The following is a 17368-nucleotide window of genomic DNA, read 5'->3' on the forward strand; positions in this document are numbered from 1 at the left end:
ATAGCAATTGATATACAAGAATAACACAACACGAACGTATAGCAAATGCTATACACTTCAAAGTACCGATAATGCGTTTTATGTTAAATATCAGTTAGTTACATGAATTTCATGATGCCCAAAAATAAATTTCTCTAAAAGTTTCTTTTAGAGTCTGGAGGCCCTTCGGCCTAAATTTTTCTGCGGTAGTCTGGTTGTGGTGGCCAGCAACAACTGTTGGTCAGTTGCAACTGAACTGAATTGGGATCATTGATATGATGGATGATGAAATAAGCAGCTCACCGCCCCTGTGGCGTAAAATCCTCCACGGCATCCTGGATGACTTGCTAAATTCGCTGGGATATCCGGCCACATTGCGCCGTCGCCTAAACAACGGGATTTTGCCAGTGAGTCACCCGCAACTGCGGAACACGTTCTGGCTGCGTTCCGTGGTTTGTTGGCAAACCTGGCTCGAATACGAAAAACACTGTATTCGCTACCTGCGTCTCGGCCACGACGGTGATTATGATTACCTCCAGCGCCATATTCCTCAGCTGGATGGGCTGATAAACAGCGAGACCTCAGAAAGTTTTTGTTGTGATATTACGGCCGTTGGGGGACTGAGTGCATCGAGTGATTGTGACCAGGAGCTCTCCAGCCTGGATGCGTTTGCGCAGCAGTGTTGCCAGGAATTGGCAATACCACTGACCAGAGATCGGTTAAACCGTAATCTCAGCCACCACGGCTTACGGCTGTCAGAGATGGTATTCAGCCAGTTTACCTGGATGCCTGCCCGGCTTTACTGGAACAATGTCGACGGCGCCCACCATTTTGCAGCAGCCCGTTTCCTGGCAACACAGTTGAGTCAGCCGGTTTCTCTGACAGGCCAGTTGAACACCTATAGTATAAATCCGCAAAAAATACGGCAGCTGACGGCGCAGTGGGATTTGTTCCTGGGGCACTGTTGCAAAGTTAGCGATGAGGCAGCCTTTTGTCTTATTCAAAGGCCTTACATTTCAAAAACTCTGCTTACCAGGCGCATTTCGCCCAGGGGATCACCATAATAAAATGCTGAGGCCTGGCCTTTGCGTAGTGCACGCATCACCTCAATACCTTTGATGGTAGCGTAAGCCGTCTTCATGGATTTAAATCCCAGCGTGGCGCCGATTATCCGTTTCAGTTTGCCATGATCGCATTCAATCACGTTGTTCCGGTACTTAATCTGTCGGTGTTCAACGTCAGACGGGCACCGGCCTTCGCGTTTGAGCAGAGCAAGCGCGCGACCATAGGCGGGCGCTTTATCCGTGTTGATGAATCGCGGGATCTGCCACTTCTTCACGTTGTTGAGGATTTTACCCAGAAACCGGTATGCAGCTTTGCTGTTACGACGGGAGGAGAGATAAAAATCGACAGTGCGGCCCCGGCTGTCGACGGCCCGGTACAGATACGCCCAGCGGCCATTGACCTTCACGTAGGTTTCATCCATGTGCCACGGGCAAAGATCGGAAGGGTTACGCCAGTACCAGCGCAGCCGTTTTTCCATTTCAGGCGCATAACGCTGAACCCAGCGGTAAATCGTGGAGTGATCGACATTCACTCCGCGTTCAGCCAGCATCTCCTGCAGCTCACGGTAACTGATGCCGTATTTGCAGTACCAGCGTACGGCCCACAGAATGATGTCACGCTGAAAATGCCGGCCTTTGAATGGGTTCATGTGCAGCTCCATCAGCAAAAGGGGATGATAAGTTTATCACCACCGACTATTTGCAACAGTGCCGTTTTTAATGACGAAGACCTGAAACCGGTACTGTCAACCTGACTATACCAGGCTGGCATTAAACACAAGGTAACGCTCACTGCAATAAGTGAGCGCAGTCCGTTATGAGCGAATAGCGGAAGTTCACAGTTTGACAAAGGTATGATTAAAATAGTGCCTTGTTCAACAACAGGGAACAGGTCAAGAGATATATTCAATTGTTATCCAGGAATTTTTCAAAATATTATATCGAACATCATCTTTTCTTGTTTTTTTTGTTGTTCATCGTTACAAGTGAATCGAGGGATGAAAGAAAAAAATATATTTATCAAAAACATAAATCTTTCTGAAATTGCTATCCCACCTCAGATTACTGGGCTGACCTAATCTATAGATCAAGTTCGCGTTATACTTTAATGTTAGCAAAATACTAAGATGATTCTTAGGGACGACCTCTTGACGGTAGAGGAAGCGTGCATTGATTTTTACAATCACTACCTTTCGCCCCCAACCTAATCCGCGAATGATGCTTTCTGTACTTGCGCGCCTGTTCTGATACTCGCCGCCAGAGCAATCAAATTGCTGATGCTTTCTGCCTGTTCAATGCGTCTCCTGTCGTCAGCACTACTGTGCATATTTGAGTGATTTCCTCTTAAGGAGAACTAGTTTCATGGGTATAAAAGCGCAGGTGAGTATCGCGCACAAGCTGGGGTTCACATCACACCAGAATGCAGTTCCGCTGTTACGTGAGCTCATCTTGCATAATGAGTCCGAAGAGACATTTCAGGATCTGACGCTGCATCTGCGGACCGCGCCAGCCGTGCTCGAAGATAAAAAATGGAATATCGACCGCCTGCTTCCCGGTACTTCACTGGATATCAGGGATCGGGATGTCAAACTTAATGCCAAATGGCTCGCCGAACTGACCGAAAGCGTACTCTGCGAAGTCACCATAAGTTTGTGCCAGGGTGAGGAAGAAATCTTCATTACTCATTATTCGCTTGAGGCACTTGCGAAAAATGAATGGGGCGGCAGCGCAATGATTGAATTGCTCCCTTCATTTATCATTCCTAATGATCCGGCGGTAGATCGTGTACTCAAGGCAGCCTCTGATGTCCTTCGCCGTGCAGGCAAGAATGACGCTCTTGATGGTTATGAAAGCAAGTCGAGAACTCGTGTCTGGGAAATTACCTCAGCTCTCTGGACTGCTGTCTGCAACCTCAATATCAGTTATGCCCTTCCCCCAGCCAGCTTTGAACGGAATGGCCAGAAAATTCGCACACCAGGCATCATTCTGGAAGGAAAAGTCGCGACCTGTCTGGATACAACCTTATTATTTGCTTCAGCACTGGAACAGATTGGTTTGAATTCACTGCTAATGCTCAGTGAAGGTCATGCGTTTGCTGGCGTCTGGTTACAACCACAGGAATTTTCGCAGCTAGTGACAGAAGACGTCTCTGCGGTGCGCAAACGTGTCGACCTAAAAGAAATGGTCGTATTTGAGACAACTCTCGCGACCAGAGCCCACCCGCCTTCATTTACTCAGGCATCTGATGAAGCGTTAAAGTATCTTAACGAGGATGTTTTTCACGCAGCCATTGATTCGCGTCGCGCGCGGATGCAGAAAATTCGGCCACTGGCTCTGGGTGTCACTCGCCTTGAAGGACAGCCTGATGCTGAGGAGGTTATTTCTCATGGGTTTGAGGACGCTCCCTCTCTCCCTGATGTTGACATTGATATTGAAACAGCTGGCGAAAAAGAAGCTGGGGGCCGGCTTGTACAATGGCAACGAAAACTTCTGGACTTAACCACCCGTAACCGCCTGTTACACCTGCCTGAAAGCGCTAAAGGCATTCGTTTGATCTGTGCGAATCCTGGCCATCTTGAAGATAAGCTAGCTGAAGGCAAACGCATTCGCATTGTCCCGCTCCCTGATCTAGAGAGTGGAGGCCGCGATGCCGAACTTTATCAGCAGCTCACAAACGAGAACCTGCGGGAAGAATACGCCCAGATTGCGCTGGAACGCGGTGAAGTCGTCTCCGCAATGGAAAAATACCGCCTCGAGTCATCCCTAATCGACCTCTATCGAAAATCGAAAAGTGATTTGGAGGAAGGTGGTGCCAACACTCTTTTCCTCGCTGTGGGCTTCCTTAAATGGAAAAAATCCGCTGATGATCCCAAAAGTTACTCAGCTCCACTGATACTACTGCCGATTCAGCTTGACCGTAAAAGTGTACTTTCGGGCGTGTCCATGCGTTTGCTGGAAGAAGAGCCCCGCTTCAACCTTACTCTGCTTGAACTGCTACATAATGACTTTGCTCTGACAATTAACGGCCTCGATGGCGATCTGCCCACCGATGAAAGTGGTGTTGATGTGGATGGCATCTGGAATATGGTACGGCGTGCTGTGCGCGACATACCCGGTTTCGAAGTCACCCGTGATGTCGTGATTGGCACATTCTCTTTTGCCAAATATCTGATGTGGAAAGATCTAATCGATCGGGCACCTCAGTTGATGCAAAGTGCGCTGGTAAAGTATCTCATCGAACGCGGCCAGGACAATGCCGTTCTGGATAAGAGCGGAGAAGTCATCAACGTTGAGGAACTCGATGACAACGTCAATACGCAGGATCTTTTCCTACCGCTGCCTGCAGATTCCTCGCAAATCGCCGCCGTTGTAGCCTCTGCAAAAGGGAGGGATTTTGTTCTGGATGGCCCCCCCGGTACCGGTAAGTCGCAAACCATAGCCAATATGATCGCGCATAATCTTGCGCTGGGAAGGCGCGTACTTTTTGTTGCTGAGAAGAAAGCGGCACTGGATGTGGTCTATCGCAGGCTTGAGGCTCAGGGACTCGGTGAATTTTGTCTGGAACTGCACTCGAGCAAAACGTCCAAGATGGATTTTCTGAAACAGCTAGAGCGGGCATGGGATGCGCGTGATCTACTGACTACCTCGGAGTGGAAGGAAGAAGCGGCCAAGGTGCAGCACCTGCGAGACAAACTCAATGAGGTTGTCCGTTTGCTCCATCTGCGCTGGCCAAATGGCTTAACGCTCCATCAGGCAATGGGCACGGTTATCAGGGATGCAAGTAGCGCCACGCCGCACTTTAGCTGGCCTGCATCGACTTTGCATTCTTCTTCAGAGATGACTCAGTTCAGAGAGATAGTAAAACGTCTGGAGCTGAACCGTGATACCTGGAAACAGCACGGCGATCATTTTGACCTCATCACGCAGGCTGACTGGACCAATGGGTGGCAGTCTTCTCTCATTGCTGCAGCAAATTCATTGCCTGCAATCATCGATCACCTTGAAAACGCCACCGAGGAATTACTGAAGGCGACGGGAGTTACTCTGGACTCTACTGAGCCCGAGAGACTGTCGCAACTAACTTCATTCTGTGAATTATTGACGGAAGCTTACGGCATTGATCTGAATTTCATGTTCGCACCGGATGCCACAAGCCGTATAGAGTCAGCGAATAAAGCCGTTCACCTCCTGAAAGAGATTGAAGTGACAAAGGCTAATCTGTCAGTTACCTACCCTGGTAACAGCTGGCAGTACGTTAATGCTCCGCAGATCAGAAACGTACTTGACGTCGCTGACAAAAAATTCTGGTTCTTTGCGACCAGTGCCCGCAAGAAAGTCATTGGTGAAGTTATCCGACAATACTCGCTAACGTCAGCTCCCGACTTATCCGTTGATCTCCCCATTGCTGAAACTCTGCAGACATTGCTGCAACGTCTGACCGAGCTTAACTCTGTCACTTTATCCCTGCCGGGATGGGCTGGGCTGGATACCAACGTTGCACAGTTGCAGACCACCCTGGAACTTGCAGAATCTATCCGCAATTCGCTTGGTGGTTTTGCTTCTTCGCCACAGCAGTTGGTCGAGATCCGCACTGCTGTAAAAAATCTGATTATTGATGCCAATGACCTTCTCGGTTCGCAGGGTGTTATCTCCGCCCTGACTCGGAAACTGCGCACAGCAATCGCCAATTTCAATGATGCACAGGTTAGCTTCTGCAATCTGATAAAACCAGCTGAGGACAAACCATCGCTCCCGGCACTGCGTGACTGCGCACTCAATATCCTGCAACATCAGTCTGCTCTTAAAGCCTGGAGTGACTGGAGCCGTGTACGTGAGGAAGCGATTTCACATGGCCTGCAGCCAGTGATCAACGCGCTGATCCATCTTAACTCAGGAGAAATAAGCGCTGCAGAGATTTTTGAAACTGCCTATTGCCGCTGGTTTGCATCGTGGATGATCGATTCAGAGCCGCTGCTGCACAATTTTGTGCCGGCTGAGCACATGAGTGATATTGAGGCTTACCGTGCTCAAACCGATCGTCTGGCCAAACTGACAGTACGCTATATCCGTGCTCGTTTATGTGGCGTCATTCCTGCAAAAAATGAGGTCAGCAAGCAGAGTGGTTTTGCACTGCTTAAACATGAACTACAGAAATCCCGTCGTCATAAACCGGTACGCCAGATGGCAGCCGAAATGGGCGATGCCATGGCCAAACTTGCCCCCTGCATGCTGATGAGTCCGCTTTCAGTCGCCCAGTTCCTGCCCTCCGACCAAGCCTTGTTTGATCTGGTGATTTTCGATGAGGCATCACAGATTGCCCCGTGGGATGCTATCGGCACCATGGCGCGTGGCAAACAGGTGGTAATCGCCGGTGATCCCCGCCAGATGCCGCCAACCAGCTTCTTTAATCGTGCAGCTAATGACACGGACGATGATACTGAAGAAGATATGGAAAGCATTCTGGATGAGTGTCTTGCTGCCGGCCTGTATAACCACAGCCTGAGCTGGCATTACCGGAGCCGTCATGAAAGCCTGATTACCTTCTCCAACCATCGCTACTATGACAGCAACCTGATTACGTTCCCCGCTTCCGAAACAAAGCAAAGTGCTGTCCAGTGGTGCAAGGTTACAGGCGTCTACTCTAAAGGGAAAGGACGTCATAATCAGGTCGAGGCAGAAGCGATCGTCGCTGAAACGGTGAAGCGACTGACTGATAAAGAGTTCGTTGCATCAGGCAGATCGATAGGCATTATCACGCTGAATACTGAACAGCAAAAGCTAGTCAGCGATCTGCTGGACCGTGCCAGACAGCATCACCCTGAAATTGAACCCTTCTTCCAGTCTGAACTGGAAGAACCTGTTGTGGTTAAAAACCTCGAAACGGTTCAGGGGGATGAACGCGATTTGATCATAATTAGCATCGGGTACGGCCCGACTGAGCCGGGCGCAAATACAATGTCGATGAATTTTGGCCCGCTTAATCGCGAGGGAGGCTGGCGCCGGCTGAATGTTGCCGTCACACGTGCGCGACAGGAAATGATGGTCTTCAGCTCGTTCGATCCTTCCTTCATCGACCTTAATCGGACCAGCGCCCGCGCGGTTGCTGACCTCAAACACTTTATTGAGTTTGCCCAGCGCGGCCCTGAAGCTCTTTCTCAGGCAGTACGTGGGTCTGTAGGCGGTTATGACTCACCGTTTGAAGAGGCAGTAGCAAATGGTCTGAGGAGAAAAGGCTGGCATGTTGTCCCGCAAATTGGCGTATCCCGTTTCCGTATTGATTTGGGGATCGTTCATCCGGATAAGCCTGGCGACTATCTTGTCGGTGTTGAATGTGACGGTGCCACTTACCATAGCGCAGCAACAGCACGCGATCGCGATAAAGTCCGCAGCGCTATCCTACAGGGCCTGGGCTGGAAATTACTGCGCCTCTGGTCAACTGAATGGTGGATTGATAAAGAAGGTGCACTCGACAGGCTGGATACAGCAATAAATCGCCTGCTGGAGGAATCCAGAGCAGCGGAAGCCGCACTGATTGCTGAAGCAGAAAAACAAAAGCAGATTACGCCAGTCATCGGTCACGTAACCAATGATGCCAGTGAAGACATACTGGTATCTGAAATTACACCTGTCGCTAATGATGAAGAAATATCCACGTCAGTAAACCCTATCATCACGCCTCCCGCCGAAGTAAGCGAAGATGATGGTGGCACTGAGTTGAAGTATGCATCTACAGCTTCTCAGAATAACAACAAGCCAGCGCATGCCGGTAAGTATGTCGTTAACGATCTTCAGGAATGGCACGACAGGACAGATGCAGAACAATTCTATATCGCTGAATATGATGAGACACTTAAAACCCTCATTGAAGCGGTGGTAACAAGTGAATCACCCGTTCTGGATACAACGCTTGTGCAACGCATCGCACGTATACACGGCTTCACTCGCGCTGGCAGACTGATACGTGAACGCGTAATGGAAATTGTGGATCAACACTATCACCTTGCAGCCGATCACTCAGGTGAAAACTTCGTCTGGCTGTCCGCTGAGCAACGTGCTGACTGGAATGCGTTTCGTTTGCCTGCCACGGATAACGACATTCGCCAGGTTGACGCGATCCCTAGTGAGGAATTGCGCGCACTGGCGCTGAGTATTAAAGGTGACAATAAGATACAGGAAATGACCCGCTCGCTTGGAATTAAGCGCCTGACCAGTCAGGCAAAAAAAAGGATTGAATCAATACTTAATGTTGTTTGAAGGTCAACCGTGTGGAAAACCACTTTTAGAGACTAATAGTCTGAAATATAGAGTCTTAATCGACCATTTTGAGACCGGATGTATTAAAGTCGATTTCTGACACCTCTTATCGTGGTTTTCCACATCACCAACATCGACCAGTTGGGCGTAATTAAGGAGTACTAACCTGCTCCCCGTATTTTCACACAGACTGCTGTTAGTTACTTCCGCTTTTGGCACAAAGCAGACGTTAAGACTTACAGCATCGGGAAACTTCTGGATGCCGCGTCAGCGGCATGGAGGCGCCAGATGAGGTTACATGTGTCTGTGGAGTCAAATGGCGCCGAAAGCCCGGCGTAGCCGGTTACCTGGCTATAAACTCTGCCACCCTACCCCCTGCCCTGATTAGCCTTAACCCGCTTACAGCAATGAAGAAGTAAAAGTAATCCCTTTTAACCCCGGTGAGCGGGCTTTACGGCGTTTACGACGTAAAGGGCGTGATTTCCGGGGCCTTAGCGGCGGCAGCTTGCTGCTGACGCTTAGGGGGATGTTCTTCAGTTATTTCAGCGACACCAGGGAACTTAACACGGTAGCTGGCAAAGCCATACCCGCTTAAAACATCACAGAAGCCTCTGTACGCGGTCGGAGTGGACCCGACAAGGCGACAGCCGCAGTCGGGGCGTATCTCCGCGTTAGTGCCGTCAGGCGCTTACGAGCGTATACCCCGGGATTACAGCAGCACGACTTACAGCGATGAAGAATAAATAGTTACAACACTCATCATTAAAAGCGATGTCTTTCCCCGGCCTTCGGCCGGGGGCGGCGGCGCTTTTCAGTGGTGGGATGAGTTATGTAGTTACCGCTGTGCACGGAACTGAATAGTGGTCTGAGAGGGGCTCAGTGTTGCAGGACGGCGCCGGAGGTTTGTTTAAATGGTTAATTGAATGCTGTAACTAAAGTGCTTGCTGGTGCTGTGCCCGCCGCTTGCCGGCGGGAGGTACTTCTCGATTCTGAGCGGCGCGGGCGTTTGCGACCGCTGCCAGCGAAGGCCTCATTGAGACTGTCCACAGGACAGACGGCGAACAGGTTTTCCTTTGAGATGAAAGAGATTCAGATCTTTAAAAGAAGTACAGAGCAGGTATTTAAAGGGAACCACGCGGTCTGTAATTCTTTCGACGGGCACCCAGGAAACGTATCGGGTGTAGCCTTGTGAATAGTTCCCTTGCAGTTAAATGTGTATAAGTAAAATCCGGTCAAAAAACCGGGGCCGGAGACCTGAAATTTCATCCACGAAAAGGAAAAATTAGGAGGTGGCCGTGGTGGCTGTTACAGGAATGGTCAGAAATCAGGCAACTGCAGAAGACGGGCGAGCGAAAGTCTCCGGCGTCGGCCGGATAAAAAAGTGGGAGGTTTATATGGGCTCGGGGTACGGCGCCAGGCGGGTATAGTTATTGCCCCGGGATATCAGCATTCGTTCCGTCACACGTCGCTCCACCTCACGCTTCAGCGCGTCATGATCGCCTCTGAAGCGGCCGGTGGCATATTCACGGGTCAGCTGCTGACGAACGCGCGTCTCTATATCCTTACGCTGGCGTGAAGCATCCCGGCGAGCTGTCGCTCGCTTCTGGCCATGTGATTTACGCTCAGCCTGGTAGCTACGAAAACGCTCGCGTACAAAACGCCAGGATTTAGCGATCAGCTCGTCCATTTCCAGTTGTGGCAGGCTCTGCTTTTTACGCTGTTTGTTTTCCCACTCCACACGGCTACGACGCGCGGCCACGACAGCGACATCTGACACATCCAGAGCCTGAAAAAGAGCCGGCGTGAACGTCATGTCGGTCGGGATGTTACAGCCAATCTGCGGGTCATATTCCGTGGTGTAGGTGATCAGGCCCAACTCGGACATAAAGCGCAGCGCACGGGTCGCCCGCGAGATAGAGAGATTGCCACTTGCGGATTCCGTGGCCAGCCCGCACTCGATGGCCATATTGGTAATCGAGCGCTGCACGCGATTGGCCAGCGGATCATAATGGAAGCACATTGCCTGCAGGAGCGCGTCAATTGCACGTCGACGCAGTATAGGAGGCATGCGGCGGCGCTTACCCAGTGAGCGGGCAAAGGCAACATGGATTGAAAAATCAAAGGTAGCGGTGAAGCCTTCGGCTTTGGCCATCAGCTTACGACAGAACGGCAGTGTCTTTTTGCCTTCACGCGCCATATAACGCGGCTCGGCATTTTTAACCTGAACGTAATGAAATGAGTTTTCTGAATTCTGGTCAGCCACCGCTTCCTGCGCTTATGTTGCACGGAAGGAGTGAGCACAGAAGGTCTTGAACTTTTCTGAGCATGAATCTATACTCCCTGCATAGAGCAACAGCTTCTATGCAGTTTTGAAAGGCCCCGTTAATCTTTTCGCTCCGCCAAGAATGAAGAAGATTATCGGGGTTTTTGCTTTTCTGGTTCCAGGTAAATTCCCCATCCGAACCAGTTCCCTGCCACCTTGCGGCGTGGCCAGCCAGAAATCTCTAAACGATCAGTAATCTAGCACTCAAAGCCGGATGGATCAAGAATGTGACGTCGTTACATCAATTCCAAGCTTCGCGGACTCCATTTCAATAAGCCTTTCAATCATTTCTGCCTGAGTAATTCCTTCACTCTCACACATGATTTGAAGCTGATTTTTAAGTGAATCGCGCACAAACACCCTCACCTCTTTGTGCGTCGTTTTTTTACGCGCAACAGCCTTCTGCTGCCGTTCTGCAGCAGAAAGTGGTTTCCCTTTTCTGTAGGGGCGTTTAGATGAGGAAGTAACTGCGTTTATGGCCTGTGACATCTCTGCCTCCTCAAGCATTTAACTAAATACCTGAACAAAGATACTACAGCTGGCCTGATGCGGCGAGTGGCTATGTTATTTTTTGTTATATAACCTAATCTCCGTTGGCGCGAAGTTCAGGTTAAAAAACGTAACGATTTTCAGTACGTACTCTGCCAGTCCGTTCCCTGTGCCCAGCGGGATGCCCAGTGGTTCAGGTAACTGTGGGCGACAACCGGGTCATCCCACACGACCAGCACATTCTCTGAATTCGAACGGTCCGCAGCCCGACTGAAATTGAAAGAGCCGACCTCGGTATTGCGTTTGTCTGCGACGATCACTTTGTCATGAAGGATCGTATATACGTCGACGGTGCGGACAGGGATACCCGCGCTGACCAGCACGTTCATGGCGGCCACACTGGCTTTCCCGGTATTCGCCTTCTGGTCCAGTACTACCCTGATATCCACTCCACGCCGTTTTGCCGCAATAAGCGAGCGAGTCACCTCCGGCGACGTGAAGGAGTATCCCATCAGGCGGATTTCCTGCTGCGCTGAATCGATGGTCTTCAGGACCAGCTGCAGGGCCGTTCCTTCCGGGGAAAAGCCGGTCTCGATGGACGCGGCGTTGACTGCCGGCACTGGCGTGTAAAGCGCCAGACTGAGCAGTCCGGGCAACCACCACCGGCTGGCTGGGGTTTGACGGGTCGTTCTTTTTTCTATACTCATACGATTTCACTCCTGATGACATTCAGTGATGTCGTGTCGGTGCTTCAGAAAATCCCTCACACACCTGACCAGTTTCTCTGAATCCCGCTCCCGCAACAGCGGAATGCCGGCCTGGCGAAGTACCTCTTCCAGCAGAATATCCCGGCGTACCCGATGTTTTTTCAGGTGCGAGGCATCATCCAGTTCGACAGCGGCCACAATGGCAAAGGTCGTGATAGGGGTCAGCTTGGATATCGAAAATTATTGTACGTTAAGGCTATTTTTTGACCTTTCGACTTTAGCTGGTCTCAGCCGACGAAACTTACCGGAAGCCGGTATCCGGTTGCTTTTCCATTTATAATCGCCTGTCAGATTGATGTGTTCCCAGCCTAACGGGGACAAATGCGACAGCAGTTGCTCGTTGATCTTCACCCCTTTGCGCTTCAGGGCATCGACCGCTCTTTCCATATAGACGGTATTCCACAGGGATATGGCAGCCGTCAGCAGCGTCAGTCCACTGGCGCGATAGCTCTGATTTTCCGGTTTTCTGTCCCTGATTTCACCCAGCCGGTGTAGGAATACCGCACGCGCCAGCGCGTTACGGGCTTCTCCTTTATTCAGTCCCGCCTGTACCCGCCGACGAAGTGCCGGATCGCGGAACCAGTCGAGCATAAACAGAGTTCGTTCAAGACGACCAATTTCCCTCAGTGCTTTGGCAAGTCCGTTTTGTTTGGGGTAGCTGGCAAGCTTTTTCAACATCAGGGATGCCGTCACGGTTCCCTGCTTTATTGAAGTGGCCAGACGAAGTACTTCACGCCAGTGAATTTCGATCTCTTTCAGATTCAGGCTGGTCGTTGATATCAGTGACTGAAGCGCCGGGTATTGGTCTGCTTTCCCTTTGATAAACAGCTTTTTGTCGTGGAGATCCCTGATCCGCGGACAGAACGCAAATCCCAGCAGATGCATCAGGGCAAAGACATGATCGGTGAAACCAGCGGTATCGGTGTAATGCTCCCTGATTTCCAGGTCGCTTTCGTGGTACAGCAAGCCATCGAGCACATGGGTTGAATCCCTGACCCGGCTGATTATGCAGGTGTAAAACGGGCTGTATTGATCCGAAATATGGGTATAAAACTGACGTCCAGGCTCTTGCCCATATTTCGGGTTAACCTGCCCTGCGTAGCGGCCTGAGCTGCCTGTTCTGAAATTCTGTCCATCTGATGATGACGTTGTCCCGTCTCCCCAGAATGCCGCCAGTGGTCTTTTCCCCTGCGCGTTTACCAGCTCTGCGAGGGCGGCTGAATAGGTTTCGTCGCGGATGTACCATGCCTGGATATCTTCCAGTGATGATTTGGTGCTTCCGGGGCAGGCTTCCGCCATTTTGGTCAGGCCAAGATTGATGCCATCCGCAAGGATGGTGGTGAGGAGCTGGCGGGTATCGGGACGGGTAATGTCATTTTTTATATGCGAAAAATGTCGGGTAAACGCCGTCCAGCTGTTTACCTCATCGAGAATTTCCGTGATTTTAGGGCGCGGTAGCATGCTGTAAACCAGCTCTGCCAGCGGTGAAACCTGTACCGGGACGCAGTTATCCAGCGGAGAGACTTTTACTCCCCTGTCAGATATTTCGACATCGGGCAGCTCACCAAGGGCAGCCAGTACGGCAGTGACGACTGGCAGCGCTTCTGCCGGGCCAACAATCTGGCGCCAAGCATGAGCCGTCGCGGGAACTGCTGGGATAATGCAGTGGCAGAATCGTTCTTCAGTTCACTCAAAAAAGAACGGATCAGAAAACGCATCTATAAAACCCGGGATCTGGCCCGGGCGGATATCTTCGATTACATTGAAGTGTTCTACAACCGGGCCCGGCGCCACAGTCATCTCGGCGGCGTCAGTCCGGAGGCCTTCGAGCAGGCCTCGTCGTGAGGACAGAATTTGTCTATTGTCGTGGGGTCAGTCCATTGGCTGATTATAACTGTCAAGCTGTATGGGGTCAGTTCCTTCATGGGAGAATCCTGCTTCAGCATTAAGGCTAAGCGATCGTTGTGTCAGCACTTCCCTTCCTTATCGCTTTCGTCTATTTTGGTGTTTTCGTGTGATTGTGTCTTCGGCTTTTCAATATACGTGTTCACATTCCGGGCTTGCCGTACTCCTCTCGTCCCCACTGCAACGCAGTATTAATCAACCTCTCCAGCAGTTGTTGCGCCTGCAGCCCTTTCTCCGGAAGATAAGCAAAGCTCTCCTCATCCATATAGCAGCACTGGGCCATTTCTAGCTGAACTGCATGAATATGGTTGACGGGATCGCCATAGTGACGGGTGATATATCCGCCTTTAAAGCGGCCATTGAGTATCCGGCTATACTGCGGGAACGCACTGCAGCTTGCCAGCAGCGCCTGGCTGAGCTGCGTCGAACAGCTGGCGCCGTCCGCCGTACCAAAGTTCAGATCCGGCAGGCGCCCTTCAAACAAGCGCGGCACCACGGATTTGATCGAGTGTGCATCCCACAACAGCGCATAGCCAAATTTCTCACGCAGGCGTGCCAGTTCAGCGGCAAGCGCCTGGTGATAAGGCTGCCAGACCTGTTTTAGGATCGCGTCCTTCGCCGCCGCGTCAGGCGCACCGCCCGGCACGAACAGGGCTTCGCCGTCAAAAAAGATATCGGTAAACAGCCCGGTTGTCGCCGTGCTGTAAAGCGGTTTATCATCCGCCGGGCGATTGATATCCACCACATAGCGGGAATAGCGGGCGCATAACGTGCTGGCCCCCATGTCCGCGATGGTCTTATAGAGCAAGGGAACATGCCAGTCGGTATCTTCCAGACGCTTCGCCCTCGGCGTGAGTCCCTGGTCGACTTCGGGGGTTAATAACGTTCCCGGATGGGGCATACTGACCAGCAGGGGCAGGTTCCCCTGCCGCAAATCAAACGCCTTAATCACAATAAACCTCCTTACCTTGATAAATCACCTGTTTCGAAAGGGAGCCTCCCAGCCAGTAGCTTAGCTCCGCCGGATGAGCGATATCCCACGCCACGAAGCTGGCCTCTTTTCCGGCTTCCAGAGAACCGCAAACTGTATCCAGCCCCAGCGCCTTCGCGCCGTTAAGCGTCACGCCAGCCAACGCCTCTTCCGGCGTCATGCGGAATAGCGTACAGGCCATATTCATCATCAGACGCAGGGACAACACCGGCGAGGTGCCGGGATTTAAATCGCTGGCGAGGGCAATCGGCACCCTGTACTGACGCAGCAGATCCAGCGGCGGTAGCTGTTTCTCACGCAGGAAGTAATAGGCGCCCGGCAGCAGCACCGCCACCGTCCCATGGCGTGCCATTACGGCGACATCTTCTTCGCACAAATATTCCAGATGATCCGCCGACAGCGCATGGTAGCGAGCGGCCAACGCCGCCCCATGCTGTAGCGTTAGCTGTTCAGCATGGAGCTTCACTGGCAACCCCAGTTCCCGGGCTTTCTGAAAGACCCGCTCCACTTGCGAGGGCGAAAATGCCAGGTGTTCGCAGAACGCATCCACCGCATCCACCAGCCCTTCCTGATGCAGTTCCGGCAGCAGTCGTTCGCAAATATAGTCAATCCAGGCATCCGCCCGCTCCTGATACTCGACGGGCACCGCATGGGCCGCCAGGCAGGTACTGCGCACGGTCAGCGGCACTATGTCGCCTAAACGGCGGATCACCCGCAGCATTTTACGTTCGTTAGCCAGATCCAGGCCGTAGCCGGATTTGATCTCCAGCGCCGTTACGCCGTCCCGGCACAGCTCCCGGATACGCTGCCGCGCGCTCTCCAGCAACTGGCTTTCGCTGGCCTGTCGCGTGGCGTTGACTGTACTGGCGATCCCACCGCCGCCGGCCGCGATCTCCGCATAGCTCGCCCCGTTGAGACGCATTTCAAATTCCCGGGCCCGGTCGCCGCCAAACACTGCGTGGCTATGACAATCCACCAGTCCCGGCGTGACCACCCTGCCCTGCAAATCCACCTGCTGCGCAACGGGCAAGTCCGGCATTTCTGCCCGGTTCCCGACCCATAACAGCACTGCGCCGTCGGTCAGCATCGCGCCATCGTTAAGCAACTGATAATGCCCTGCGGCCATGGTGGCGATCCGGCAGTGGTGCCAAAGGGTATACATGACGCTCTCCTTTAACGACTGATGGCGGCGACAGCCGCCGCGGACGGCGCTTTGCGCAGGACATAGTAGAGCCCCGCCGGAAGCGCCAGCCCAATGAGCCAGGAGATATCGATACCGCCCAGCATCTTCACGAATGGGCCGGAATAGAATCCACTATCAATAAACGGCGTCTGTACCGCCACTCCAACGAGATAAACCCCGAGCCCCGTCACATTCCACGCCCGATATTTCCCGTTCGGATCGTTCAGCGCCTCCATGTCTATCGCCTGATGGTTGAAAAAATAGTAATCCACCAGGTTAATCGCGCTCCACGGTGTAAAGAAAGTCAACAGGAACAACAGGAAGGATTTAAACGCCGACAGGAAAGAGTGTTGCCCGATAATCGCGATAGCGGTCGCCAGGGTAATAATCATCGCCAACACCAGCAGACGTACCGACTGGCTTACGCGCACTCGCTGCTTCCCGCAGCTGTACACCGTCGCCAGGCACATCAGGCTGCCGTAGGCATTCAGGGTATTGATCGTCAGTTTACCAAACGCGATGCTCAGATATAACAGCGTGGCAATCGCGCCGGTGCCGCCCAGGCCGACGATATAGTCCACCTCATGACCGACCAGTTTTCCCTGAGAGAGAGCGGCAGCCAGCACCCCGACGGTCATGGCGATTTGCGCGCCAATCACCGAACCGCTCCCGACGGCGAAAAAGACCTTCCCGGGAGAGGTGCTGCGCGGCAGATAGCGGGAATAATCGGCAACATAGGGGCCAAAGGTGATCTGCCAGGAAGCCGCAAGGCCGGTGGCGGTTAAAAACGTACTCCAGCTAAAGGGTCGGATACTCAGCAGGTCGCCAATAGCCGGAAAGGCACTGATTTTCCACAGCAGGTAGATAAACGCGATAATCCCCACCAGGCTTGCCAGCTTACCCAACAGGTGGATCAACCGATAGCCGACGTAGGCGATAACCAGCGTGGCGGCAGCAAAAAGCAGAATGCCGCTGGTTTCCGTAGTATGGAAAACCGCTGAGATCGCCTGGCCGGACAGCACCGCCCCGGTGGCGATAAAGCCAAGGTACATCAGGCAGACCAGCAGAATCGGCAGGCAGGCGCCGTAGACGCCGAACTGTACCCGGCTGCTGATCATCTGTGGTATCCCCAGCTGCGGCCCTTGCGCGGCATGCAATGCCATCACAATCCCACCGGCAATCTGCCCCAGCATAAGACCGGCCAGCGACCAGAAAACATCCCCGCCGAATACAATCGTTAATGCGCCAGTGACCATGGCGGTAATTTGCAGGTTAGCCCCCAGCCACAGGGTGAACTGGCTAAAAATGCTACCGTGGCGTTCACCGTCAGGGATGGGTTCAATAGAACGTGTTTCGATGTATGTTGTGTTGTTATTATTCATGGCTGCACTCCGGTGAGGCGAAGGGGATACA

10 protein-coding genes and 4 pseudogenes are annotated in these 17368 nt (G+C 52.3%); 4 read left to right on the plus strand and 10 right to left on the minus strand.

What is annotated here, in order from left to right; genetic code table 11:
• Positions 1–254: 254 nt before the first annotated feature.
• Entirely contained in the window at positions 255–1043 is a 789-nt protein-coding gene (locus tag MC50_RS28170) for a DUF6685 family protein (protein WP_077255422.1), read from the plus strand.
• On the opposite strand, the gene MC50_RS28175 is transcribed toward MC50_RS28170, so the two are convergent.
• Positions 989–1693 (minus strand): IS6-like element IS26 family transposase, encoded by a 705-nt coding sequence (locus MC50_RS28175; protein WP_001067855.1) that lies wholly within the window; start codon positions 1691–1693, stop codon positions 989–991. The two genes, MC50_RS28170 and MC50_RS28175, sit on opposite strands and share 55 nt — an antisense overlap.
• 712 nt (positions 1694–2405) lie before the next feature.
• Between MC50_RS28175 and MC50_RS28180 the strand changes: the two genes are divergently transcribed.
• Positions 2406–8297, plus strand: coding sequence for a DUF3320 domain-containing protein (locus MC50_RS28180; protein ID WP_004118855.1), 5892 nt, complete (start codon positions 2406–2408; stop codon positions 8295–8297).
• Between the two features lie 1390 nt (positions 8298–9687).
• Here the strand turns inward: MC50_RS28180 and repA are convergent.
• Both repA and tap read right to left on the minus strand, forming a co-directional pair.
• Positions 9688–10494, minus strand: coding sequence for an incFII family plasmid replication initiator RepA (gene repA, locus MC50_RS28190; protein ID WP_044348844.1), 807 nt, complete (start codon positions 10492–10494; stop codon positions 9688–9690).
• A 58-nt stretch (positions 10495–10552) separates the two neighbouring features.
• The gene (gene tap, locus MC50_RS29180; RefSeq protein WP_071887233.1) at positions 10553–10624 is read right to left on the minus strand and encodes a RepA leader peptide Tap; all 72 of its coding nucleotides are present in this window, start codon (positions 10622–10624) and stop codon (positions 10553–10555) included.
• Positions 10625–10702: 78 nt separating this feature from the next.
• Between tap and MC50_RS29330 the strand changes: the two are divergent.
• Positions 10703–10816: pseudogene (locus MC50_RS29330) on the plus strand (replication protein RepA).
• A 23-nt stretch (positions 10817–10839) separates the two neighbouring features.
• Here MC50_RS29330 and MC50_RS28200 read toward each other — a convergent pair.
• The 4 genes and pseudogenes from MC50_RS28200 to MC50_RS28215 form a co-directional block, all read right to left on the minus strand.
• Entirely contained in the window at positions 10840–11109 is a 270-nt protein-coding gene (locus MC50_RS28200) for a replication regulatory protein RepA (RefSeq protein WP_040118434.1), read from the minus strand.
• 140 nt (positions 11110–11249) lie between these two features.
• Entirely contained in the window at positions 11250–11816 is a 567-nt protein-coding gene (locus MC50_RS28205) for a phospholipase D family nuclease (RefSeq protein ID WP_051800686.1), read from the minus strand.
• A 6-nt stretch (positions 11817–11822) separates the two neighbouring features.
• Positions 11823–12041: pseudogene (locus MC50_RS28210) on the minus strand (DUF2726 domain-containing protein); the annotation flags it as partial.
• A gap of 15 nt (positions 12042–12056) precedes the next feature.
• Positions 12057–13454 (minus strand): annotated as a pseudogene (locus MC50_RS28215) (Tn3 family transposase); the annotation flags it as partial.
• On the opposite strand from MC50_RS28215, the pseudogene MC50_RS28220 reads away from it, so the two are divergent.
• A pseudogene (locus tag MC50_RS28220) lies at positions 13443–13721 on the plus strand (IS3 family transposase); the annotation flags it as partial. The pseudogenes MC50_RS28215 and MC50_RS28220 overlap by 12 nt on opposite strands.
• A gap of 202 nt (positions 13722–13923) precedes the next feature.
• On the opposite strand, the gene hutG reads toward MC50_RS28220, so the two are convergent.
• Genes hutG through MC50_RS28235 form a run of 3 tightly spaced genes read right to left on the minus strand, consistent with a single transcriptional unit; the run spans position 13924 to position 17337 of the window.
• Complete coding sequence (gene hutG, locus MC50_RS28225; protein ID WP_004118865.1) at positions 13924–14733, minus strand: N-formylglutamate deformylase; 810 nt, start codon at positions 14731–14733, stop codon at positions 13924–13926.
• Positions 14726–15934, minus strand: a complete 1209-nt coding sequence (gene hutI, locus MC50_RS28230) for an imidazolonepropionase (RefSeq protein WP_004118868.1) — start codon at positions 15932–15934, stop codon at positions 14726–14728. The genes hutG and hutI overlap by 8 nt, the downstream gene beginning before the upstream one ends.
• A gap of 11 nt (positions 15935–15945) precedes the next feature.
• A complete protein-coding gene (locus tag MC50_RS28235) occupies positions 15946–17337 on the minus strand; it encodes a purine-cytosine permease family protein (protein ID WP_004118873.1) in 1392 nt (463 codons plus the stop codon).
• Between the last annotated feature and the right edge of the window lie 31 nt (positions 17338–17368).

The sequence above is a fragment of the Klebsiella planticola genome, assembly GCF_000783935.2.
Taxonomy (GTDB): Bacteria; Pseudomonadota; Gammaproteobacteria; order Enterobacterales; family Enterobacteriaceae; genus Klebsiella; species Klebsiella planticola.